The sequence below is a fragment of the Pantoea sp. X-Soil-OKNW-556 genome, from assembly GCF_059730695.1.
In genome coordinates this window covers 2,915,587-2,938,021 of record NZ_AP035990.1, presented here as the reverse complement: position 1 = coordinate 2,938,021, position 22,435 = coordinate 2,915,587, and the positions used below count along the sequence as shown (strand labels likewise).

Sequence of the window (22,435 nt, the reverse complement as noted above, 5' to 3'; positions counted from 1 at the left end):
CATGAAAAGAAGAGAAGTCTTGCAAACCGCAGCCTCCTCCATTGTTGCCGCACTCTCGGTGAGTGCGTTTTCCAGCTACGCAGCAAAAAGTGGCCAGCCGGCGCTGAAAACGGTGGATCCCTCCAGCGTACCGCAGGGGGATGTACCGATTCTCACCCCGGAAAATGTTTACACCATGCCGCCGCAGTTCTGGCAGAACTTCGAGGGCAAATTGTGGATTGGTAAAGCGGGCAGCGATGCCAGTAAAGCGGGGAATCAAATCCCGGTTTATCTGCGCGACGCCAGCGGAAAAGTGTCCCAAATTAGTCAGCCGATTGCGTTGAATAAGGGCAACTTTGCGCAATTTATTCACGATAATGCCGCATTGATTGCCGATCCTGCGCATTCAATGGCAGTGGAGGACAGCAATGGCAACACGTTGTTCTCCATTGATGACGTTAGCCGCCCGAACCAAAGCAATTTCAGCCAGCGTCTGGCGCAGCCGAACGGTTATCAGCTGATTGGCGAGATCCCGTCGGTGGAGGAGTTGCGCAAAACCCGCCCACTGTTTGCCGGTGCCAAAATCAAGCTGAAAAGCTGGCATGAAGGGCTGGAAGTGGGTGGCGGTGAGTTTGTTGGTGCGTTTGGCGCGGGTAAAGACGATAGCGGCGTGATATTTGCCGGTGAGGGTTTTACCTGGCGTCGTGTGGTGGACGATTTTAATCGCCTGACGCTGTTTGATTTCGGCGCGATAGCCGACGGCAAAACCGATACTGCGCCTGCCATCAAAGCGATGTATCAATGGTCGCAGGATGCGAATCAACCGATATGCGTGCAGTTCCCGGCGGGCACGTTCTTTGTTTCTGGCTGCGATTTTGGCGACCAGCAGCAGCGTTTCTTCCGCATCTCTGGTGCGATGGTCAACTTTGGCTACTTTCCGGCCACCACGCTGGTATCTGACGGACGTTCCGACTTCCTGTTCCAGGTGAATGCGCGCTGGACCGAAATCTCTAACCTGATTTTTAACGGCAACACTGACAAGCGCCCGAACAGGCAGGGACTGTTCCGCAACACCTGTCCGGGGGGGCAGTTCTTCCGTGGTGCCTGTCTGCGCTTTAACCAGGTGGGTGGCGTCTCGCTGAGTCTGCTCGATACGCTGGATTGCAAAATTGACCAGTGGTATGCCAACGCCTGTACCGGCGATGTGATCAAAGCCAGCTGGTCCGGGCAGAAAGCCGGTAACTGGGATCACAGCACCGCAATTGAGCTTTCCAACTTTAATGCTCAGCATTGTAAAGGTGGCATGGTGTTGAATCTGCCGCGTTGCAGCCAGTCGATTATTCACAACGGCTGGATCGAGCACACCGAACATCCGGGCGATATTTCCAACGGGCAATGGATCATTGATGCGTTGAGTCTTGAGGATTGTAAGAACCCGCTGATCGCTCGTAACTCGCGGCTGAATATGCGTCAGACCAATTTGCAGGCCGGAAGCTGGATCGACAACTCGCTCGAAGGCGAACGCTGGCTGAATATCTGGGAGATGGGTTCCACGCGGGTTGAGTCTTACGGCGTCGCCATCGATGGCAGCCTGAAATACAACTACATCACCTCACGCTTTCGACTGACCAACAACACCAATCAGGAAACCTGGTTTGAGCTGGGCAACTTCTACTCGCCGACGGTGGGCGACAGTTGGGAAATTGAAGTGTTTGGTCAGTCGCAGTTTAGCAATGGCACCGACAATCAGCCACTAATGAACCCAATCGACGGTAAAGGGACCGGCGGCAGGGCGGTGATCCATCTGCAACGCAAAACCAATAAGGCGGAAGCCAGTTGGTCGGCTGAAGGCAGTTCACCCGTGGTTGAGGTGCGCTTTGAACCACGCACCGATACCGATACCAAAGTGTTCGTCAAACTGGCGGGCTGGACGCCAACCAGCGCCGTGCTGATCAAAAGCACCGGCAAGGATCGCTTCCTCGCCGGTCGTTGCGCCAGGGTGGATGCCAGCATGACGCAGGGCAATCCGTCCAACGGCAGCAAGCCCGCTCCACAGCGTTTCAGCCTGCATAACGGTAAGGCCGGGATTGGCGGCAATGAACAAGGGGATCTGTTGATGGCGTCACGCCCGCTCAAGCCCGAGCAGGTCGATACGCGCGAGCCAAAGGGGTATGTCTCCGTGGTTATCAATGGGGAGCCGTGCGCACTGCCGTATTTCGCTATCAAGTCATGATGATTAAACCGGCCGCACCGGGACGCGGCCGGAATGCCAGGAGCAGGTCTTTTCCAGGCGTTTCGCCTCTATTGCAGTCTTTTTAATACAGAGTTCACTTTGCCAGTTCAGGAAATGGCGGTTTGTAGAATTACAAAAATTTATCTGGAGTTTTTATGAAGATTTTATTGGTGGGTAACCATACCTGTGGAAATCGTGGGGATGGCGCGATTTTACGTGGACTGATCGATTCGCTTCAGTCTGCGCGTAGTGATCTGGATATTGACGTTATCAGTCGTTATCCAACCAGCTCCGGATATTTGTTGCAGCATGAGATTCAGCAGGATTCCCTGTTTCTGCACAACAGCAAATCAGCAAAAGGGTTGGTGGGCAGCGTCAAGCGTAAAGTTGCAAACCGACTGATGCCGGAGATTATGATGGCGCACCTCGGCAAAGGTGGGCTGTATAAATCGTTCTCCGTGCCGCCGCATCTGGCTGAATTCACCAAAAGTCTTGCCTCTTATGACGCCGTTATTCAGGTTGGCGGTTCTTTCTTTGTCGATCTGTATGGGGTGACGCAGTTCGATCATGCGCTGTGTGCGCTGATGGCAAAAAAACCGCTACATATGATCGGCCATTCGGTCGGGCCGTTTGAAAATCCGCGTGTGAATGCGTTGGCGAACTTCGTATTTGACCGTGTCGATAGCCTTGTGCTGCGCGAAGAGGTGAGTCTCGATCGCCTGAAGCAAGATGGCGTGACCACCAGCAGGGTGAAAAAGGGCGTTGACACAGCCTTTCTGGTTAAGGCCCGCGCAGTGGCGAACCCCAGTCATAACCTGTTGCACTGGGAAGAGATTATCAGCGCGCGCAAAACGATAGCCATCACCGTGCGTGAGCTGGCACCGTTCGACAAACGTCTTGGCGTGACGCAGAAAGAGTATGAAGCCGCGTTTGGTCGCGTGATTAACGCGATGATCGCCGAGGGTTATCAGGTGGTGGCTTTCTCGACCTGTACCGGCATCGACAGTTATGCCAAAGATGACCGCATGGTGGCGCTACAGTTGCGCGATCGCGTTGATCATCCTGAGCATTATCATGTGATTATGGACGAATTTAACGACCTCGAACTCGGCATATTATTAAGTCATTGCCATCTGACGATCGGCACTCGCCTGCATTCCGCCATTATCTCGATGAATTTCGGTACCCCTGCCGTCGCCATCAATTATGAGCACAAGTCGCTGGGTGTGATGAACCAGCTTGGCCTGCCGCAAATGGCGACCGATGTGAAAAGCCTGATGGATGGCTCACTCATCGATAAGGTACACACCGTACTGGCGGATTACGACAACGTGAAACAGAAAGTTGACGCAGCAGTGGCACAGGAACGTGAGATTGGTAACCGAATCACTGAAGAAATTCTTAACGTCTTAGGGTGAAGTGATGAAGCTGACCTTTTTCACCATGCGTTTTCCGGTTGCCTCTGAGACGTTTGTCCTCAATCAGGTGACGCATTTTATTGATGCCGGTTATGACGTGGAGGTGATCTCCGTGTTTCCGGGCGACATGATTAACCGTCATGCCGCGTTCGATGATTACAATCTGGTGGCGAAAACACATTATCTGTTGCCGGAAGAGAAAGTATCGAATCTCGATAAGCTTACGCAGCGTATCGGATTGATGCTGCCGAAAATTGCCAAGCCCTCGCTGATCAAATCCCTCAATGTGCGCCGCTATGGCGCACAGTCCAGCAAACTGCTGCTGCCGGCGATTGTCGCCAATACCAGAGAACCTTTTGTCGCTGATGTCTTCCTGGTGCATTTCGGCTATGCCGGAGCGCTGGCGAATAAATTGCGTGAACTTGGCGTACTGAAAGGCAAGCAGGCGACGGTGTTCCACGGTGCCGACATCTCACGTCGTCATATCCTCGAGGAACACAAGCTGGATTACGTCAATCTGTTCCGCCAGAGCGAACTGATGCTACCTATCAGCCATCTGTGGGAGAACAAGCTAATTGAGATGGGCTGCCCGGCGGAGAAAATTCATGTTACGCGCATGGGCATCGAGCCAGAAAAGTTTAATTTCCGCCCGCGTGCCGCTTTTCATTCGCCGTTGCGCATTGTCTCCGTGGCACGTCTGACTGAGAAAAAAGGGCTGGATGTGGCGGTGAAAGCCAGTGAAATCCTGCGTGATCAGGGCGGTCAGTTCCAGTTCACCATTATCGGTAACGGTGAGCAGGACGGCATGATGCGTGAGCACATTGCGCGCGCAGGCCTGGAAGATTGCGTCAGCATGCCGGGCTTTAAACCACAGGACGAGATTCGCCAGGCGCTGAACGAAGCAGACATCTTTTTGCTGCCGTCTAAAACGGCGGCGGATGGCGATATGGAGGGAATTCCGGTGGCGCTGATGGAGGCGATGGCAGTAGGTTTGCCGGTTGTCTCCACCTTCCATAGTGGTATCCCAGAGCTGATACAGAACAACGTAAGCGGCTGGCTGGTTTCTGAGAACAATCCCGATGAGCTGGCGCAAACGTTATTACGCCTGTCGCGCGGGGATGTGGACGTTGCACCGGTAATTGCCGCTGCGCGCCATAAAGTGGAAACCGAGTTTAATCAACATATCGCCTATGGCGAGCTGGCCAAGATTCTGGAGCGCATAGTGTGAGCGGATTAAAGTCGCAAGCCATTTGGTTACTCGGCAGCACCGGTTTTGCTGCGGTGTTGCAGGTGTTACAACTCAGCGTCCTGGCGCGTAAGCTGGAGGCGCATGAGCTGGGATTACTGGCGATCATTAACGCCATTCTGGCGGTTGCCTCGGTGTTGCAGGACATGGGCATGAGCAGTTACCTCGTGCACCGTCAGGACATTACACGCCGTGAGCAGAGCACCATCTATTGGGTTAACGTCTCGCTTAGTTTATGTACCGGTTTGATTATGTTGATAATTGCCTGGCCGGTTTCCTGGTTCTACCATCTGCCGGAGCTGACCGGGCTGATTATGCTCACCAGCCTGAACTTCCTCGTGTTGGGGCATCTGTCGCAATATCAGGCGCATTTTGTCAAAACCAAACGCATGGTGACGCTGGCGAAGATTGAGATGGTCACCAAGTTGTTTGCCTTCCTGTGTACCGTGGCGATGTTGTATTTCACCACGCTGACGGTGGCCGCGGCGATCCTCGGTCTGTTCATCGCAGCCTTCACGCGTATTCTCTGCATGATTTACTTCGGTGAAAAATCCTGGCGGCCAACCTGGGAATTCGACCGGGCAACCTTCATTGCGGCAGTGCGCTACGGTATCTATCAACTGGGATCGCAAACCATCAACCAACTGCGTACCCAGGCAGATGCGCTGATTGTGGGTAAGGTGATGGGGGCCGATATGCTGGGGATTTACTCGCTGGCTAAAGAGCTGATTCTGCAACCGCTGAAGCTGGTTTCACCGGTAATCAACCGTCTGGCGTTGCCGCGCTTTGCCGAGAAACAGCACGATCCTGAACAGTTGAAGAAACTGTTCCTGAAAGGCACCTTCGTCATCATGCTGTTCAGCAGTGTGATGTACCTGGCGATTGGCATTCTGTCACCGGTGATTGTCCGGGTATTGTACGGCTCTTCCCATGAGCAGGTTTACCATCTGATCCCGCTGATGTTGCTGTTTGGCATGCTGCGTCCGATGGGCGGCCTGACCGGCGCAATTTCTCAGGCCAATGGACGGACCAACGTCGAGTTCTACTGGAATATCGTTGCCAGCCTGGTGGTGGTGGCCGTGCTGGCGACCACCTTGATCTGGCCGAACGTCATCTATGTGGCGCTGACGTTATCGATTTCTCAGGTATTGATCTCGGCTTTTGCCCATCCGTTCTTCATCAAGCCGGTGATTGGCATCCGCTTTATGCCTTATGCCCGTCAGTGGGTCTCCGTCTCGGTGGTATTTGTCGGCCTGATGTTGCTGGTTAACCATTTCAACCTGTTCGTGATGCCGGAATGGTTTGCGGGCTGGCTCTAATCTGGCGGCGCGATTTTTCGCGCCGCGACCTCACGATCTGTCTGAAAATGACTGGTCTTATTAAATCTGACTTTCTCTGATCCCTTCTACTGTTTTACAGTGGTTTAGCGATTTAATTTTCCTGCCAACTGGCGCATCGGTGGGTGCCGAAAAAAGCGATTTTTTATGCTGTGACAGAGAGTTAGTGCCGGTTTTTCAGATAAAGATTATACTTGCTGTTCCGGCCGATCCTGCATAATCGACCCCACGTATTCACTTCATGAAATGGAATAAATATGACCAAGCTTAAAGCTGTAATCCCGGTTGCGGGTCTCGGTATGCATATGCTCCCTGCGACGAAAGCCATTCCGAAAGAAATGCTGCCTGTCGTCGACAAACCGATGATCCAATATATCGTTGATGAGTGCGTGGCTGCAGGCATCAAGGAGATTGTGCTGGTCACTCATGCTTCCAAAAATGCAGTGGAAAACCACTTTGACACCACTTATGAGCTGGAAGCGTTACTTGAAGCGCGTGTTAAACGTCAGCTGCTGAGCGAAGTGCAATCGATTTGTCCTCCGGGCGTAACTATCATGAACGTACGTCAGGCAAACCCACTGGGGTTAGGCCACTCGGTTCTGTGCGCTCGCCCGATGATTGGCGACAACCCATTTGTAGTGGTATTGCCGGATGTTCTGCTGGACGACTCCACCGCCGATCACCTGCGCTATAACCTTGCCGCAATGGTGGCACGCTTTGAGGAAACCGGTCGCAGCCAGGTACTGGCAAAACATATGCCGGGTGCCGATCTTTCTGAATACTCCGTGATCACCACTGAACAGCCGCTGGATAACCCAGGTGACGTCAGCACTATCACCAATTTTGTCGAGAAGCCGGAAGAGGCTAACACACTGGATTCTGACCTCGCAGCGGTAGGTCGCTATGTCCTCTCTGCCGATATCTGGGCTGAACTGGAACGCACCGAACCGGGTGCCTGGGGACGTATCCAGCTGACTGACGCCATTGCCGCCCTTGGCAAGAAAAAACCGGTAGATGCGACGCTGCTCACTGGCACCAGCTTCGACTGTGGCCGTAAACTAGGCTACATGCAGGCATTCGTCTCTTATGGCCTGCGTAACAACAGCCAGGGCCGTGACTTCCGCGCTGCTATTCAGAAAATCCTGGCGAAATAACCCTTTTCATTATGTGCCGCGCGGTTGCGCGGCTTAAAGGAGTACGCATGGCTATTTTGGTAACGGGTGGGGCGGGGTACATTGGCTCTCACACGGTGCTGGCGCTGTTGCAGCGCGGTGACGACGTTGTAGTCCTTGATAACCTTTGCAATGCCTCGCGCGAAGCGATTAACCGCGTAGAAAAGCTGGCGGGCAAAAAGGCGGTGTTTGTTGAAGGTGATATTCGCGATCGTGCGTGCTTGCGCGATCTGTTCGCCGCCAATGAAATTACGGCTGTCATCCACTTTGCTGCGTTAAAGGCGGTGGGGGAGTCGACCCGTATGCCGCTGGAATACTATGAGAATAACGTGGCAGGCACCGTCGTGTTGCTGGAAGAGATGCGCAGCGCGGGTGTATGGAACTTTATCTTCAGCTCTTCAGCGACGGTCTATGGCGCTGATGCACCGGTTCCTTATGTGGAAACCACCCCGATTGGCGGCACCACCAGCCCCTATGGCACATCAAAGCTGATGATTGAACTGGTGATGCGCGACTTCGCCAAAGCGGATAACCGCTTCAATGCGATTGCGCTGCGTTATTTCAATCCGGTAGGTGCGCACGAATCGGGTGAGATTGGTGAAGATCCAACCGGCATTCCGAATAATTTGTTACCGTACATTGCTCAGGTCGCCATCGGTCGTCTCGACAAACTGGGCGTGTTTGGCGATGACTACGATACGCCTGACGGCACCTGCCTGCGTGACTATATCCATGTTGTCGATTTGGCCGAAGGCCATCTGAAAGCGCTCGACCATCTGCCAAAAGTGACCGGGTATAAAGCCTATAATCTCGGCGGCGGAAAAGGTTTCTCGGTGCTGGAGATGATCAACGCGTTTGAAAAGGCTTCCGGTAAGCAGATTCCGTTTGAGTTTAAGCCGCGTCGCGACGGCGATCTGCCTGCATTCTGGGCGGATGCTTCGCTGGCGAATAGCGAGCTGGACTGGCGTGTGACTCGGGGTATCGATGAGATGATGCGTGATACCTGGAACTGGCAGTCAAAGAACCCGAATGGGTTTCGTTAATTAAATATCATCAAATTCTAAGCCTGTTTAATAAACAGGCTTTTTTTATTGCTAGCTTAAAACCACGTCCTGTGGACGTGGTTATCGACTCGGTTTTGGCTCTGCATGTAAGAACCTATCCATGCCAAAATCCCTAGCTGTTGTCCCCACAACTGATAAGGAAATTAAACATGAGCAGGTTTCAAAGAGCTTCCCACGTACTGTGGCATTGTCAATATCACATAGTCTGGACGCCTAAGTGCCGTTTCAGAATTCTTAAAGGTAATGTTGGCAAAGAAGTGTACCGGCAGATATGGATACTCAGCGAGTAGCTAACGATCCAAATTATTGAATTAAATGTTCAGTTAGATCATGTACATCTTCTGGTGAAGATACCACCGAAGTTGTCAGTATCAGAAGTGATGGGCCACTTGAAAGGTAGGACGGCAATAAGGCTCTTCAGCAAGTTTCCGTACTTACGTAAGCATAAACTCTGGGGAAATCACTTCTGGGCTAAAGGTTACTGCGTGGACACCGTAGGTGTGAATGCGGAGATGATCCGGAAATACGTCAAGTATCAAGAGAAGCATGAAGTGGAAGATAAACAACTTTCGCTTCATGAGGTGTGAAGAGAGGGCTCTATGAGTCCGAACTTAGAGCGCCCCTCTGGGGCGTAATCAAAGCAGCCTTCTATGAAGGCGGATTTTTACTTGAAAAATGGTTGTCGGTAAGCAGATATGACAATTCTGATATAGAAGTGTATGTCGCTAATAGTTACGCAGTGTGAAATCAGTTTGTATAAATATGTTGAACAGCATCGCCCAATCTTGGGTTTTATTTTTTATATATTAAATCAGTGTGTTATTTTTATAATTTGCGGTTTTCAGTATGGATTTAGCTTATCGGAACGGATTCTTTTGATAAAGAAGTCATACAATAATTAGGTGTTAAAGTAACAGTGAATATTAAATAATAACTTTCGATGATCATTTTTCTGAAATTTAAATGCTATGACTATTTATAAATATAATTAGCATTTCGTGTTTTTTGAGTGCGAGATCTTAATCGTTTTGGATAAGTACTGGTAAAATATATCATAGATGTAGGGGAATTAACGTGTTACCAGGTACTTAATGCTCACTTTGAGCATTCAAAACTACCTCTTCGCGAGGATAGTGAGTTAACATGTTCGCTACTTATCCGCGTGATGTTACTGATAACATCACGAGAGACCTTCAGACAGGAGTATGTAATGTCCAAGCAACAAATTGGCGTTGTAGGTATGGCTGTTATGGGGCGTAATCTGGCACTTAACATTGAAAGCCGTGGTTACACCGTTTCCATCTTCAACCGTTCTCGTGAGAAGACCGATGAAGTCATCTCAGAAAACCAAGGTAAGAAACTCGCTCCCTACTATACCGTTGAAGAGTTCGTTGACTCTCTGGAAAAACCACGTCGTATTCTGCTTATGGTTCAGGCAGGCGAAGCGACCGACAAGACGATTGCTTCTCTGACTCCGCATCTGGATAAGGGCGACATCCTTATTGATGGTGGCAATACTTTTTATAAAGACACTATCCGTCGTAATAAAGAGCTGTCAGATCAAGGGTTTAATTTCATCGGAACCGGTGTTTCCGGCGGTGAAGAAGGGGCACTGAAAGGACCTTCCATTATGCCCGGTGGGCAGAAAGAAGCGTATGAGCTGGTTGCCCCAATTTTGGACAAAATCGCAGCACGCGCTGAAGATGGCGAGGCTTGTGTAGCTTACATCGGCCCGAATGGTGCTGGTCACTACGTGAAAATGGTGCATAACGGCATTGAGTATGGCGATATGCAGCTGATCGCGGAAGCCTATGCTTTGTTGAAGGGAGCACTGCAACTTGACAATGAAGAGTTGGCTAAAACTTTCACTGAGTGGAATAACGGCGAACTGAGCAGCTACCTGATCGATATCACCAAGGATATCTTCACTAAAAAAGATGAAGAAGGTAAATACCTGGTCGATGTAATCCTGGATGAAGCGGCAAACAAGGGGACAGGTAAATGGACCAGCCAGAGTTCACTGGATCTCGGAGAGCCGTTGTCCCTGATTACTGAGTCTGTATTTGCGCGTTACCTTTCTTCATTGAAGTCGCAGCGTGTTGCAGCGTCTAAAGTGTTGAGCGGTCCACAGGCTCAGGTCATTACGGGTGACAAAGCTGAATTTGTTGAGAAAGTTCGTCGTGCGCTCTATTTAGGTAAGATCGTTTCATATGCACAGGGCTTTTCACAGTTACGTGCTGCATCGGAAGAAAATAATTGGGATCTGAACTACGGTGAAATTGCGAAAATTTTCCGTGCCGGTTGCATTATTCGTGCTCAGTTCCTGCAAAAAATCACCGATGCTTACGCACAAGATAAAAAGATCGCTAACCTGCTACTGGCTCCTTATTTCAAAGATATCGCTGATCAGTATCAGCAAGCGTTACGTGATGTTGTGGCTTACGCGGTGCAGAACGGCATCCCAACTCCTACATTCTCAGCAGCGATTGCGTACTACGACAGCTACCGTTCTGAAGTGCTGCCTGCTAACCTGATTCAGGCACAGCGTGACTACTTTGGCGCACATACGTATAAACGCATTGATAAAGAAGGCGTATTCCATACTGAGTGGTTGGATTAACTTTCTCCTGGCGCGCAGTCCAAACTTCTCTAACCCTCATTAAGTAGATGTATAGAGCAGGTTAAAAGGGTTCATGTTAAACATGAACCCTTTTTAATTCTTATTATGTAGGTTTACGTTGATTGCGTGGTTCTCATTAATTGAATACTCTTGTATAAAACAGATTCAAATGTTTATCTCGATACTGAAATGAAAAATTTAAGGATCATAATTAGTGCAAAGGTGTCAGTATAGATAATCAATATGGGAATCATTATTGTTATTTATGTCCTTCCCTGGCCGTATTGGAACTGCTATTTTCGGAATGTTCCATATTGAAGGGCATTAAGCGGATGTGGCTTTCGATAGGAATGTTAAAACGACTATCGAAGAATTAGCGGTATTTAATTGATCTGTCATTAAAAAGCAACCAGAGACACGCTATTTTTTAGCAATTAGTGCTGGAATGATGAATAAAAAAGTTTATAATCTCTGACGTTTACAGTGAAAATGTACTGTTAACACGATAAAGTGTGAAACTGAATTTTTTGAGAGCATATTGTACCAGTCTTCAGCTTCGATAGGTAAAAGCTGAATACGAAAGGACGGACAACAGATTTGTAGTTTGAGAACGCTGGTATCTCTAAAGCCAAGGGCGGTAGCGTTGGTATAATTCTTGCGTTCTCACCGGTCGCTGTTTATGCCTGAATTGGTGATGTCACAACTACTTGATTTTATTAGATATTAACCAACGCAAATGGAGAAGTTATGAAGGTTATCGACACGAAAATTGAAGGTGTGAAAATTATCGAACCAAAAGTCTTCGGTGACAACAGAGGCTTTTTCCTTGAGTCGTTTTCCCAAAAACGCTATCAGGAGATGCTTAATATTGACCTCGACTTTGTTCAGGATAATCATTCTCGTTCTTCAAAAGGTGTATTAAGAGGTCTTCATTTTCAGCAGAGTAATCCACAAGGGAAGCTGGTACGCGTTGTTCGTGGTGAAGTGTTTGATGTTGCTGTTGATGTCAGACCTGGCTCACCCACTTTTGGGCAATGGGAAGCAGTCCTGTTAAGTGAAGAGAATAAAAAACAGTTCTGGATTCCACCAGGCCTTGCACATGGTTTCGTTGTATTATCCGATATTGCGGATTTCGAGTATAAATGCACCACATATTATGATCCATCTTCTGAATTTAGTTTATTATGGAATGACCCTCAGGTCGGAATTGAGTGGCCTGAAATAGATGTTGAATTTAAACTATCTGAAAAAGATAAGGTAGGCAAGCTTCTCAGTGAGTTAAGGTTTTAATTTCTGTGTGTAGCGTGACAAGATTTACTAGCGGCTAATATAATGGTATGACATCTAATAATGAGTTATTCTAATAAAATTAGTGACGGTAAAGTTGCCATTTTAATGGCAACTTATAATGCCGGAACATTTCTTCAAGAGCAATTATTGTCATTTTCAGATCAAACATATCCTTTTTGGAAGTTATATGTTTCTGATGATGGGTCTTCAGATGATACTGTCCACAAAGTTAGTGAGTTTATTAATGCTGCAACTGGAGAGCGCAGTAGCATAAAGGATGGTCCAAAAATTGGTTTTGCAGCTAATTTTATGTCATTGGTTTGTGATTCCAACATTAGAGCTGATTATTATGCATATTCAGATCAGGATGATGTTTGGTACGAGGATAAGCTTTCCAAGGCTATTAATAAACTTAAAGAAATAGAAAGTTCAATCCCAGCGTTATACTGTTCCCGAACGTCATTAATCGATGAAGAAAATAATCATATAGGTTCATCGCCTGCATTTCAAAAAAAACCTGGTTTTTGCAATGCAATGGTGCAGAGCATTGCGGGTGGTAATACGATGGTTTTTAATCATGCAGCAAAAAAAATATTAGAACAGGCTGGTGAGGCAAAAATTGTATCTCATGATTGGTGGACTTATATAGCTATTACTGCTTGTGATGGCATCATAATTTATGATCTTGAGCCATCTGTTAAGTATCGACAACATCATAATAATCTTGTGGGTACGAATAATGGAATAAAGCAGAAATTGAAAAGAATTTTCAGTCTCTTCCAGGGCAACTACTCGCTGTGGATATGGCAAAATATCAAAGCATTAGAACCATTAAATAATTTGATGCCTGAGGAAAACAAAGCGATTATAAAAAAAGTTTGTAAAATTAAACGCGGAAATCTAATTGAGAGGCTGTTTTGCCTGATTAGATTTCCACTCTACAGGCAAACTTTCTTTGGGAATATAGCGCTTGTTGTTGCAACAATATTCAGGAAGTTGTGAAGAATATGACCACTGTGCAAGATATTGAAGATTACATTTGTGCCATAGTTGTAACTTTTAATCCTAAAGTGTCTTCTTTAGTCAAGACGTTGCAAGAACTGAGTAAACAAGTAGATAAGGTTATTATTGTCGATAATAATTCAAATTCTGATTTACTTGGAAAAATTGAAGAGTTTTGCGCAGGTGAAAAGGATAGCTATGATGTTATATCTCTCTCTAAAAACTCAGGAATTGCAGAGGCGCAAAATATAGGGATTTCTAAGGCTTATACCTATCCCTGTAATCATATTATCTTCATGGACCATGACAGTATTCCTGAAGTAAATATGGTAAAAAACCTGATAAGTGTTGAAACGAAAATACTAGAGCAAGGTTTGAAAGTGGGCGCAGTTGGGCCTACGTTGATCGATCGGCGAACAAAGTCCAAATCAGGGTTCGTCAAGAAAAATGGGATATTTATTTCAAGAAAATATCCACAGAATGAAAATGTAGAATTTGTTGAGACAGATTTCATTATTTCTTCTGGAACGCTTGTAAGAACGTCTGTGTTAAAGGACGTTGGTGGTATGAATAGTGGTTATTTTATTGATCATGTAGATACAGAATGGTGTTTTCGGGTTACTGATGCTGGTTATAAAATCTTTGGTGCAAGAAATGCATTCCTAAATCATCACCTTGGTGAGAAAGTGGTGAAAATATGGTTTGGACGTTGGAGAGAAGTGCCCAGACATAATGATTTTCGCTATTATTATATATTCCGAAATACTATTGTCATGATCAAAAATGTGCCAATGGCAACCAGTTGGAAAATTGCACATCTATATCGATTGTCTATCTTCCTGTTTTTCTTCGGATTATTGTGTAATGCGAGTAAGAAAAGATGGAAGTTTATGTTCCAGGGTATTTCCGATGGTATGAAAACTCGGATGGGGCAATATAATAGGCATGAATGAGTGATTGGTTTTTTTTGCTGATGTTATGCTTTTTTAACTATTTTTAAGGTTTTAGTAATGTCCAAGACTTTCAAAGAGTTAGGTGAGTCGTTAAAGCAGATGCCATTGCTGTTCCACATGGCATATAGCGATACAAAGGCAAGATATAAAAGGAGTATGTTAGGCCCACTTTGGTTAACATTAGGCGCTGCTATTGGTGTAGTTGGATTGGGACTGGTGTGGAGTGGACTACTTAATCAGGACAAAAGCGTTTTAATTCCGTCCCTGACAATTGGCCTGCTGTTATGGCAATTTATGTCAGCGTGCGTTACTGAAAGTTCATCTGCATTTGTTCGACAGTCTCAGATCATCAGAAACTTGAAGCTCCCTTATCTGATATACCCTATCCAACTAATTGTTAAACAACTTATCACCCTGGCACACAACTTAATTATTGTTGTCATCGTGTTCATGATATATCCACCTGCTCTTAGCTATGTCAGTTTGCTATCTATAGTTGGTTTTGTTTTATTATTAATTAATTTGTCATGGATATCAGTGTTTTTTGCTATGGTTGGTGCAAGATTCCGTGATGTAGAGCAAATTATTCAGGCGTTGATGCCTATCATATTCTTTCTTACACCTGTTCTATTTAAAACAGGACACGCGGGTTTGAATCAGTTTGTAATTTGGCTTAACCCATTCACCTATTTTATTACTCTCGTAAGAGATCCACTGTTTGGGGTAATGCCTGAGGCTTTTGTCTTCTATATTAGCATTGGCATAGCCTGTGTCGGCTGGTTTTTTACCGCATTGATATTTAATAAATATTCAAACCGAATTGCATTTTGGATCTAACCATGTCAATACTGAAATTTGAAAATGTAACTGTTAAATATCCTATTTATAATGCCAGCTCCCAATCTCTTCGAAAGCAACTCGTAAGAATAGGCACGGGGGGGCGAATTGGTAATCAGGACGAAAGAATAGTAACAGTTACTGCTGTTGAAAATGTTAGCTTTGAGCTGAAGAATGGCGATGCAGTGGGATTAATTGGCCATAATGGTGCAGGCAAAAGTACTCTTCTTAGAACAATGGCTGGCATCTATTCACCAACATCCGGAGATATTATTCGTCAAGGGAGAGTGGCGACTGTATTTGAACTGGGTGCAGGTATGGATCCTGAGCTTTCTGGCTATGAAAACATCATGCGTATGTTGATGTTGATGGGTTTTTCCCGTAGTTCGGTTAAAGGTAAAATCCCTGAAATTGAAGAGTTTTGTGAGTTGGGCGATTTTCTTCAACTGCCTGTCAGAACGTATTCTTCCGGTATGACAATGCGTTTGATGTTTGCGGTCGCTACCTCCGTTAAACCCGAGATCCTGTTAATAGATGAGATGTTTGGTACTGGAGATAGTGATTTTCAAAACAAAGCAGAAAAAAGAATGCATGACTGGATTTCTGCTTCAGATATTTTTGTTTTTGCATCGCACGATTTGGGATTGATAAAAAGGCTTTGTAATAGGTTCTTTAGACTGGCACATGGGACAATTGAAGAAGTATCAGTCGACTCGTTTTAGTTAACAAAACCGAAAATGGTTTAAGTGTCATAAAGTGTCAATTGATTTTTATATTGAAAGGAATTTTCTATGAGTAAGATACTGGTCACAGGTGGCACTGGAATGTTAGGTGCATACGTTACGGATGCACTTGCCCAATTAAATGCAGACGTAATTGTTACAACTCGCAATGACCTCGATTTATCCAAGTCTGGAAAAATCTACGATTATGTCAAAAGTGTTAATCCCAAAATAATTTTGCATATTGCTGCAGAGACAAATGTTGATCTTTGTGAGCGCGAGCCTGGAAGAGCGGGTGAATATAATCACTTGGCCACCAGAGAGATCGCAAAGGCAGCTCGCGATTGTAATGCTTGGATTCTGTATATTTCATCTTCGAATGTTTTTGGCGTTGAATCGAAATATTTATATAACGAATTGGATTTACCGTCTCCACTAAACTATTATGGGCGTTCTAAACTTTTTGGTGAACAAGAGGTGCGTTCATTTTGTCCCACGAATCATTTGATTATTCGTTCGGGTTGGATGATCGGAGGTGGGCCGACCCGCGACCACAAATTTGTTGGGAAAATTGTTCAGCAAATTAAAGATGGAGCTACTGAACTAAAAGCTGTGAATGATCGTTTGGGATCTATCACGTCAGCTCAGCAATTATCGAAATTTATCCTTTGGGCAATCGAAAATCGTCCAACAGGTACAGTTCATTTTGCAAGCCGCGGTGTAGTGAGTCGCTTTGATATTGCTGTAGCAATTGGTGAGATGTTGAGTTTTAAAGGGAAAATTGAACCTGTCCAATCATCTATGTTCCCTCTATCAGCACCAAGACCATTCTCAGAAGGCATCGAATCAATTTATTTAAATTCATTTGAGGGTTGTCCTGCACCAGGAAATTGGAAGGATGATCTTTCTAACTACGTTTCAACTTTTTTTGAGTAATGGTTATTGAGTATGAATAATAAAATTAAGTATTTCATGATTTATGCGAAACAATTTGGCTACGGTAATGCTCTTGTTTTTGCCATGTTTAAATTGTTTCCCCGATTTTTTGTTTTGATGCACCAAAAGGTCAATGCTGGAACTAATAATGTCTGGCCTGAGATGTCGACTGTTGATCCTGTAATGTCCATTGGTGCAGTCTTGGATTATAAACCCTGGACTGAATTTGGTGGGGCAGTAAAACCTGTTAAATCCAACGATAACCAACGCACTTTTATTTGGTTTGTACCGGACTGGTCGAATGTTTGGGGTGGCGGACATTATACTCTGTTCCGCTTTGCTAATCATTTCGCAAAATACGGCACCAGAAACATCATTTATATCTATAACAATGAGCGACATACTTCTCCTGCACAATTGCAGGGTGAGTTAGATCATGCAGTTCCTGATTGTCGCCTTGAAGTTATAATTGATCCAAAGTTGCTGCCTGAATGTACTGGCGCAATTGCAACAACATGGCAATCCGCTTACGACGTAAGAGCATTTCCATTCGCGCAGAAGAAATTCTATTTCATGCAGGATTATGAAAGCCAGTTCTATGCTTATGGTACGGCTTCAATGCAGGCTAACGCGACTTATACCTTTGGTTTCACCGGCATCACAGGTGGCGGCTGGCTGAAGAAATGTTACGAGTCACATGGTGGTAAAGCTAAAAACTATCTGTTTGCTACGGATAAAGATATTTTCTATCCTTCAACACCAGAAGCTAAAGTCAGAGATAAAGTCACTCGTTTGTTTTTCTACGGTCGTCCCTCAACTGAACGTCGTTGCTTCGATTTAGGTATGGCGTCATTGATGAAAATATCCGAAAAGTTCCCGGACGTTGAAATCATCATTGCTGGCCTTGATTTGAAAGCTGAGCCACCGTTCCGTGCTACGATGTTGGGCAACATGACATTAAAAGCAACTGGTGATTTGTATAGAACATGCGATATTGGTCTCGCATTTTCTGGTACTAACCTTTCTTATTTGCCTGTTGAACTCATGTCTTCTGGCCTGCCTGTCATTTCAAATAACGGTCCGCAGGTAGAATGGCATTGTAAGCACAATGAGAATGCCTATTTATGTGACCCCACGCCGCAAGCCGTTCTGGAAGCGTTTACCGAGTTGTACAATGATCGTGAGCTGAGACAACGTCTGGTTGATGGTGGCCTGAAAACAATGGCCCCATTAACATGGGAATCTCAAATGTCTCAAATTTACGAGTACGTCTCAGAAAATATTGATTAAGTAAGTGTATTTTAGCAACAAGCCACACCAGATTAGGTGGCTTGTTGCAATTGGATTATCAAGATCCATAAAACAACTTGTATGTTGAATTTTTGATGCATTGATTTCTGTAGTGATGTGATACCGACATTCTTAATGTACTGCTATTAAGAATTTTGGTGTCAAATGCATCATATGATTGAAATGTTTGAGTGAAGATCGTTTAGAGGTTTTATGAAAATTATTGTTACGGGTGGCGCAGGTTTCATTGGCTCCGCGGTAGTTCGTCATATTATCAACGATACTACTGATGAAGTATTAGTTTTAGATAAGCTAACGTATGCTGGTAATCTGGACTCGCTTAGTGACGTATCCTCAAGCGATCGTTACCATTTTGTTCAGGCAGATATTTGTGACAGTCATGCTGTTGAAGAGATTCTTACCCAGTTCAAACCTGACGCAATTATGCATCTTGCTGCAGAAAGTCATGTTGACCGTTCAATTGATGGTCCTGCTGAATTTATCCATACAAATATTACCGGAACTTACACGCTGCTTGAAGCGACGCGTCATTTTTGGACCGCGCTGGATGAAAGCAAGAAGCAGAATTTCAGATTTCACCATATTTCTACAGATGAAGTTTATGGTGATTTACATAATACGGATGATCTTTTTACCGAGACAACTCCGTATGCTCCGAGCAGTCCTTATTCCGCGAGTAAAGCTGCAAGTGATCATTTAGTGCGTGCCTGGTTAAGAACCTTTGGTTTACCAACTATTGTTACTAACTGCTCCAATAATTATGGTCCATATCATTTTCCTGAAAAGCTTATCCCGTTAATTATCTTGAATGCATTAGAAGGCAAACCTCTCCCAGTTTATGGTGATGGTGGCCAGATAAGAGACTGGCTGTATGTTGAAGACCATGCGCGCGCGCTGTACAAAGTGGTGACAGAAGGTGTTGTAGGCGAGACCTATAACATTGGTGGACATAACGAACGTAAAAATATTGAAGTTGTGCGAACTATTTGTAGCTTACTTGATGAATTAGTCTCACCGACTAATCTTCAAATTAATAAATACGAAGAGTTAATTACATTTGTTATTGACCGCCCTGGTCATGACTTACGCTATGCAATTGATGCGTCGAAAATTGAAAAAGAGTTAGGATGGAAGCCTGAGGAAACGTTTGAAAGTGGCATTCGTAAGACTGTTGAATGGTATCTTGCCAATGAGAACTGGTGGCAGCGCGTAAAAAATGGTTCTTATGCTGGTGAACGCCTTGGCTTAAAAACAACGAAGAGTGCAAAATGATGAAAGGAATCGTACTTGCTGGCGGATCAGGAACCAGACTGTATCCTATTACCCGGGGTATTTCGAAACAACTGTTGCCTGTCTATGATAAGCCTATGATTTATTATCCAATCTCTGTCCTGATGTTGGCAGGGATTAGAGATATTTTACTGATAACGACACCTGATGACCTGGCCAGTTTCCAGCGCTTACTGGGTGATGGTAGCCGCTTTGGTATCAATCTCAGCTATGAAATACAACCCAGTCCGGATGGACTTGCCCAAGCTTTCATTATCGGTGAAGAGTTTATCGGCGATGATCGCTGCGCGTTAGTTTTGGGCGACAATATCTACTTTGGGCAAGACTTTGCCAAAAAGCTCAGTGGAATTGCAAAGAAAGAACGTGGAGCGACCGTATTTGGCTATCAGGTTGTTGACCCGGCACGTTTTGGTGTCGTCGAGTTTGATGAGAATTTCCGTGCTCTCTCAATCGAAGAAAAACCTGAAAATCCGAAATCGTCATGGGCGGTCACCGGGCTTTATTTCTACGATAATCGTGTTGTTGAAATGGCGAAACAAGTTCGCCCGTCGCCCCGTGGCGAACTGGAAATCACAACTATCAATGAAATGTACCTCGAACTTGGTGAGTTGGATGTTGAACTTTTGGGTAGAGGCTTTGCATGGCTCGACTCAGGTACACATGAAAGTTTGATTGAAGCAGCTCAGTTCGTCCACACCATCGAAAGTCGTCAAGCTTTTAAAATTGCTTGTCTTGAAGAAATCGCCTGGCGTAATGGTTGGCTGTCGACAGAACAGGTACTTGCTGAAGCTAAAATTATGGCTAAGACGCAATACGGAAAATATCTTTCAAACTTGATTAGCCACCAATAAATTTTATCCTGTTGAAATTTAAAGCTAAGTTAATGATTCTCACCGGAGAAATAATAATCCTTCTCCGGTGATTTTTGTTAGTTAACAAACTCGTTAAAAACGCACCATCAACCAACCAGTAAATCTCCCCTACGCTCTGCATTCTCACCTGCAAGTCTAACCACCAACATTCCCGCAGTAGTAAACTTCATCAAATGCCGTGCATAGATAATCCCACCAAATTCAGCGATCAGCGGCGTTACTTGATCCGTGATCGGATCGACAATCTCTGCAACTACTTCTCCCGCCTTGATCCACTCACCAAGATGGCGGCGATAAAGAATTAATCCCGAGTGTGGCGCAAAAATATACTCGCAACCTGCCAGTTCAGTTGCTGGGTTTATTAACGCAGGGGGGTCAGGGATGTCTCCCATGATGTAACCACCCTCGATTAATGCATTTATGATTGCGTTAGCATCTTTTTCCGCCTGTGTCGGGTCAACATCGGTTACGCCTCGTAACTCTAGTGTCACCGGCAGCAGACCTGATGGCATGGGATACTCATCTCCATAGTGTGCCGCCAGCGTCAGCCACGGCTCGCAGCATGCCTCGTCAAAGGGTTCTCCGCCGGAAACTTGCGCTAATAATTGCACCTCACTGCCTAGCCAACGTGCCATAGGCTCAATATCTGGCCAGGCTAAAGGGGTCGTATACAAATGGGGTAGTGCATCCCAGTCGCAATGCAGGTCAATCATTAAATCGGCCTGACTGGCCATCCGCATCAGTGTGAAACGTTGTGCGTCCAGCTCGGTTTTGGCGATGGTGTCACGGTAGTGGCGGTCAATAGCATCCCGAATCAGCCGTTTGTTTTCGTACTCACTCTGTGTCAGTGAACCGGCCAGCTCCGCAACTAATGTCTCACCCAATGCCGGAAAGCGACGGTTAAAGTCCTGCCCGGAGAGCGTATGAAACCGCCCCAGATGAGTACCATGCCAGTGCTGCCCCAAAGCCAGCGGATTGGCTACCGGCACCAACGTAAATGAAGCTTTTAGCTGCCCGGTGGACTCCAGCTCCAGCAATTTTTGTTTCAGATACCAGGCCACCGCCATGCTTGGCAATTCATCACCATGTAAAGCAGCCTGAATATAGACACGTTTGTGTGTGTCGCTGCCGCTGAAGTGAAAACTATAGATTTCACGCTGCGTACCCAGCGAAGCGCTTAAAAGAGGGTGATGTTGTTGTTGCATGGCGTTAATGATGTCCTGTTTGCTGCCGCGCGTGAGCTACACGCAGACATTGGTGTTTCGAATGGCAATTATTATAGTGCGACTGAAAAGAAGGGCGGCTCATGCCGCCCCAGATTTACTGCTGAATGGAGATATCTGTCGCGAAGTATTTTTTCTGGATCTTGTCGAAGGTGCCGTTCTTTTTGATTTCAGCAAAGGCATCATCCAGTGCAGTTTTCAGCTCGGTATCACCTTTGCGCAGACCAATCGCCGTTCCCGGACCGATAATCGGGTCTTGGACCGTCGGTCCTGCCAGTTCAAAATCTTTGCCTTGTGGCTGCTTCAGGAAGCCGATAGCGGCTTGCGCAGCATCGGTAAACACCGCATCAAGACGGCCAGAAACCAGATCGCTCTCTACCTGAGCCTGGTCGCCATAAGGGACAACGTTAACACCATGAGGTTGCCATTTCGCACGCGCATAGCGTTCCTGTACCGTGCCTTGCTCAACACCGACAGTTTTGCCTTTCAGCGATTCAGCAGTGGGTAACAGGCCGGAACCTTTACGTGCGATCAGCTGAGTTTTGGTGTCGTAAAGCGGCACGGTGAAATCGATCTGCTTCAGACGTTCTTCAGTCACGCCCATATCAGAAAGAATTGCATCAAATTTGCGTGCTTTCAGGGCCGGGATCATGCCGTCAAACTGACTTTCTACCCACACACATTTGGTTTTCATCTGTTCGCAAAGCGCATTGCCCAGATCGATGTCAAAACCGACCAATTTACCCTGCGGCGTTTTGGATTCAAAAGGAGGGTAGGTGGGATCAACGGCGAAACGAACCTGGTCAATTTTTGCCTGTGCGCCGAACGCGCAGCTTGCCAGCACAGCCATTGTCAGCGTCTGACGCAGGCGGGCGGTAAAACGTGAACTTGCCATAAAACGGTCTTCTTTTATCGTGATGTGGAATCACG

18 protein-coding genes and 1 pseudogene are annotated in these 22,435 nt (G+C 46.1%); 17 read left to right on the top strand and 2 right to left on the bottom strand.

Annotation, left to right across the window (positions count from 1 at the left end; translation table 11 throughout):
• The first annotated feature begins 1 nt into the window (after nucleotide 1).
• The 17 genes and pseudogenes from AC6I8T_RS13825 to rfbA all read left to right on the top strand — a co-directional run bounded on the left by AC6I8T_RS13825 (nucleotide 2) and on the right by rfbA (nucleotide 20,261).
• Nucleotides 2-2,212 carry a phage tailspike protein gene (locus AC6I8T_RS13825; RefSeq protein WP_208723985.1) on the top strand — a complete coding sequence of 737 codons (2,211 nt, stop codon included), beginning with the start codon at nucleotides 2-4 and terminating at the stop codon, nucleotides 2,210-2,212.
• Nucleotides 2,213-2,367: 155 nt separating this feature from the next.
• The gene (gene wcaK, locus AC6I8T_RS13820; protein WP_208723986.1) at nucleotides 2,368-3,630 is read left to right on the top strand and encodes a colanic acid biosynthesis pyruvyl transferase WcaK; all 1,263 of its coding nucleotides are present in this window, start codon (nucleotides 2,368-2,370) and stop codon (nucleotides 3,628-3,630) included.
• Between the two features lie 4 nt (nucleotides 3,631-3,634).
• Entirely contained in the window at nucleotides 3,635-4,858 is a 1,224-nt protein-coding gene (locus AC6I8T_RS13815) for a glycosyltransferase (protein WP_208723987.1), read from the top strand.
• Entirely contained in the window at nucleotides 4,855-6,195 is a 1,341-nt protein-coding gene (locus tag AC6I8T_RS13810) for a lipopolysaccharide biosynthesis protein (RefSeq protein WP_208723988.1), read from the top strand. Before AC6I8T_RS13815 ends, AC6I8T_RS13810 begins: the two co-directional genes overlap by 4 nt.
• Nucleotides 6,196-6,470: 275 nt before the next feature.
• Nucleotides 6,471-7,367, top strand: coding sequence for a UTP--glucose-1-phosphate uridylyltransferase GalF (galF, locus tag AC6I8T_RS13805; RefSeq protein WP_208723989.1), 897 nt, complete (start codon nucleotides 6,471-6,473; stop codon nucleotides 7,365-7,367).
• A gap of 47 nt (nucleotides 7,368-7,414) precedes the next feature.
• Complete coding sequence (gene galE / locus AC6I8T_RS13800) at nucleotides 7,415-8,428, top strand: UDP-glucose 4-epimerase GalE (protein ID WP_497834038.1); 1,014 nt, start codon at nucleotides 7,415-7,417, stop codon at nucleotides 8,426-8,428.
• A gap of 170 nt (nucleotides 8,429-8,598) precedes the next feature.
• A pseudogene (tnpA, locus tag AC6I8T_RS13795) lies at nucleotides 8,599-9,036 on the top strand (IS200/IS605 family transposase).
• Between the two features lie 623 nt (nucleotides 9,037-9,659).
• Entirely contained in the window at nucleotides 9,660-11,069 is a 1,410-nt protein-coding gene (gene gnd, locus AC6I8T_RS13790; protein WP_497834037.1) for an NADP-dependent phosphogluconate dehydrogenase, read from the top strand.
• A 747-nt stretch (nucleotides 11,070-11,816) separates the two neighbouring features.
• Complete coding sequence (rfbC, locus tag AC6I8T_RS13785; protein ID WP_497834036.1) at nucleotides 11,817-12,359, top strand: dTDP-4-dehydrorhamnose 3,5-epimerase; 543 nt, start codon at nucleotides 11,817-11,819, stop codon at nucleotides 12,357-12,359.
• 60 nt (nucleotides 12,360-12,419) lie between these two features.
• Nucleotides 12,420-13,361 (top strand): glycosyltransferase family 2 protein, encoded by a 942-nt coding sequence (locus AC6I8T_RS13780; RefSeq protein WP_497834035.1) that lies wholly within the window; start codon nucleotides 12,420-12,422, stop codon nucleotides 13,359-13,361.
• A 5-nt stretch (nucleotides 13,362-13,366) separates the two neighbouring features.
• The gene (locus AC6I8T_RS13775) at nucleotides 13,367-14,314 is read left to right on the top strand and encodes a rhamnosyltransferase (protein ID WP_497834034.1); all 948 of its coding nucleotides are present in this window, start codon (nucleotides 13,367-13,369) and stop codon (nucleotides 14,312-14,314) included.
• Nucleotides 14,315-14,371: 57 nt separating this feature from the next.
• The gene (locus tag AC6I8T_RS13770; protein WP_497834033.1) at nucleotides 14,372-15,151 is read left to right on the top strand and encodes an ABC transporter permease; all 780 of its coding nucleotides are present in this window, start codon (nucleotides 14,372-14,374) and stop codon (nucleotides 15,149-15,151) included.
• 2 nt (nucleotides 15,152-15,153) lie between these two features.
• Complete coding sequence (locus tag AC6I8T_RS13765) at nucleotides 15,154-15,873, top strand: ABC transporter ATP-binding protein (protein WP_497834032.1); 720 nt, start codon at nucleotides 15,154-15,156, stop codon at nucleotides 15,871-15,873.
• A gap of 69 nt (nucleotides 15,874-15,942) precedes the next feature.
• A complete protein-coding gene (locus tag AC6I8T_RS13760; protein WP_497834031.1) occupies nucleotides 15,943-16,809 on the top strand; it encodes an SDR family oxidoreductase in 867 nt (288 codons plus the stop codon).
• 12 nt (nucleotides 16,810-16,821) lie between these two features.
• On the top strand, nucleotides 16,822-18,099 hold the full coding sequence (locus tag AC6I8T_RS13755; protein WP_497834030.1) for a rhamnosyltransferase WsaF family glycosyltransferase: 1,278 nt from the start codon (nucleotides 16,822-16,824) through the stop codon (nucleotides 18,097-18,099).
• Nucleotides 18,100-18,312: 213 nt separating this feature from the next.
• Nucleotides 18,313-19,392, top strand: a complete 1,080-nt coding sequence (gene rfbB / locus AC6I8T_RS13750) for a dTDP-glucose 4,6-dehydratase (protein WP_497834029.1) — start codon at nucleotides 18,313-18,315, stop codon at nucleotides 19,390-19,392.
• Nucleotides 19,392-20,261, top strand: coding sequence for a glucose-1-phosphate thymidylyltransferase RfbA (gene rfbA / locus AC6I8T_RS13745; protein WP_497834305.1), 870 nt, complete (start codon nucleotides 19,392-19,394; stop codon nucleotides 20,259-20,261). The genes rfbB and rfbA overlap by 1 nt, the downstream gene beginning before the upstream one ends.
• 107 nt (nucleotides 20,262-20,368) lie before the next feature.
• On the opposite strand, the gene AC6I8T_RS13740 is transcribed toward rfbA, so the two are convergent.
• Nucleotides 20,369-21,487, bottom strand: a complete 1,119-nt coding sequence (locus AC6I8T_RS13740) for a succinylglutamate desuccinylase/aspartoacylase family protein (protein ID WP_497834028.1) — start codon at nucleotides 21,485-21,487, stop codon at nucleotides 20,369-20,371.
• 115 nt (nucleotides 21,488-21,602) lie between these two features.
• Nucleotides 21,603-22,400: an ABC transporter substrate-binding protein gene (locus AC6I8T_RS13735; protein WP_208724003.1), complete on the bottom strand. Its 798-nt coding sequence runs from the start codon at nucleotides 22,398-22,400 to the stop codon at nucleotides 21,603-21,605.
• Nucleotides 22,401-22,435 lie beyond the last annotated feature (35 nt).

Coding starts and splice junctions, on each gene's coding strand:
- AC6I8T_RS13765 (WP_497834032.1), top strand. CDS start 15,154: ATGTCAATACTGAAATTTGAAAATGTAACTGTTAAATATCCTATTTAT.
- AC6I8T_RS13825 (WP_208723985.1), top strand. CDS start 2: ATGAAAAGAAGAGAAGTCTTGCAAACCGCAGCCTCCTCCATTGTTGCC.
- rfbA (WP_497834305.1), top strand. CDS start 19,392: ATGAAAGGAATCGTACTTGCTGGCGGATCAGGAACCAGACTGTATCCT.
- AC6I8T_RS13760 (WP_497834031.1), top strand. CDS start 15,943: ATGAGTAAGATACTGGTCACAGGTGGCACTGGAATGTTAGGTGCATAC.
- AC6I8T_RS13735 (WP_208724003.1), bottom strand. CDS start 22,400: ATGGCAAGTTCACGTTTTACCGCCCGCCTGCGTCAGACGCTGACAATG.
- rfbB (WP_497834029.1), top strand. CDS start 18,313: ATGAAAATTATTGTTACGGGTGGCGCAGGTTTCATTGGCTCCGCGGTA.
- rfbC (WP_497834036.1), top strand. CDS start 11,817: ATGAAGGTTATCGACACGAAAATTGAAGGTGTGAAAATTATCGAACCA.
- galF (WP_208723989.1), top strand. CDS start 6,471: ATGACCAAGCTTAAAGCTGTAATCCCGGTTGCGGGTCTCGGTATGCAT.
- AC6I8T_RS13755 (WP_497834030.1), top strand. CDS start 16,822: ATGAATAATAAAATTAAGTATTTCATGATTTATGCGAAACAATTTGGC.
- AC6I8T_RS13780 (WP_497834035.1), top strand. CDS start 12,420: ATGAGTTATTCTAATAAAATTAGTGACGGTAAAGTTGCCATTTTAATG.
- gnd (WP_497834037.1), top strand. CDS start 9,660: ATGTCCAAGCAACAAATTGGCGTTGTAGGTATGGCTGTTATGGGGCGT.
- galE (WP_497834038.1), top strand. CDS start 7,415: ATGGCTATTTTGGTAACGGGTGGGGCGGGGTACATTGGCTCTCACACG.
- AC6I8T_RS13740 (WP_497834028.1), bottom strand. CDS start 21,487: ATGCAACAACAACATCACCCTCTTTTAAGCGCTTCGCTGGGTACGCAG.
- AC6I8T_RS13775 (WP_497834034.1), top strand. CDS start 13,367: ATGACCACTGTGCAAGATATTGAAGATTACATTTGTGCCATAGTTGTA.
- AC6I8T_RS13770 (WP_497834033.1), top strand. CDS start 14,372: ATGTCCAAGACTTTCAAAGAGTTAGGTGAGTCGTTAAAGCAGATGCCA.
- wcaK (WP_208723986.1), top strand. CDS start 2,368: ATGAAGATTTTATTGGTGGGTAACCATACCTGTGGAAATCGTGGGGAT.
- AC6I8T_RS13815 (WP_208723987.1), top strand. CDS start 3,635: ATGAAGCTGACCTTTTTCACCATGCGTTTTCCGGTTGCCTCTGAGACG.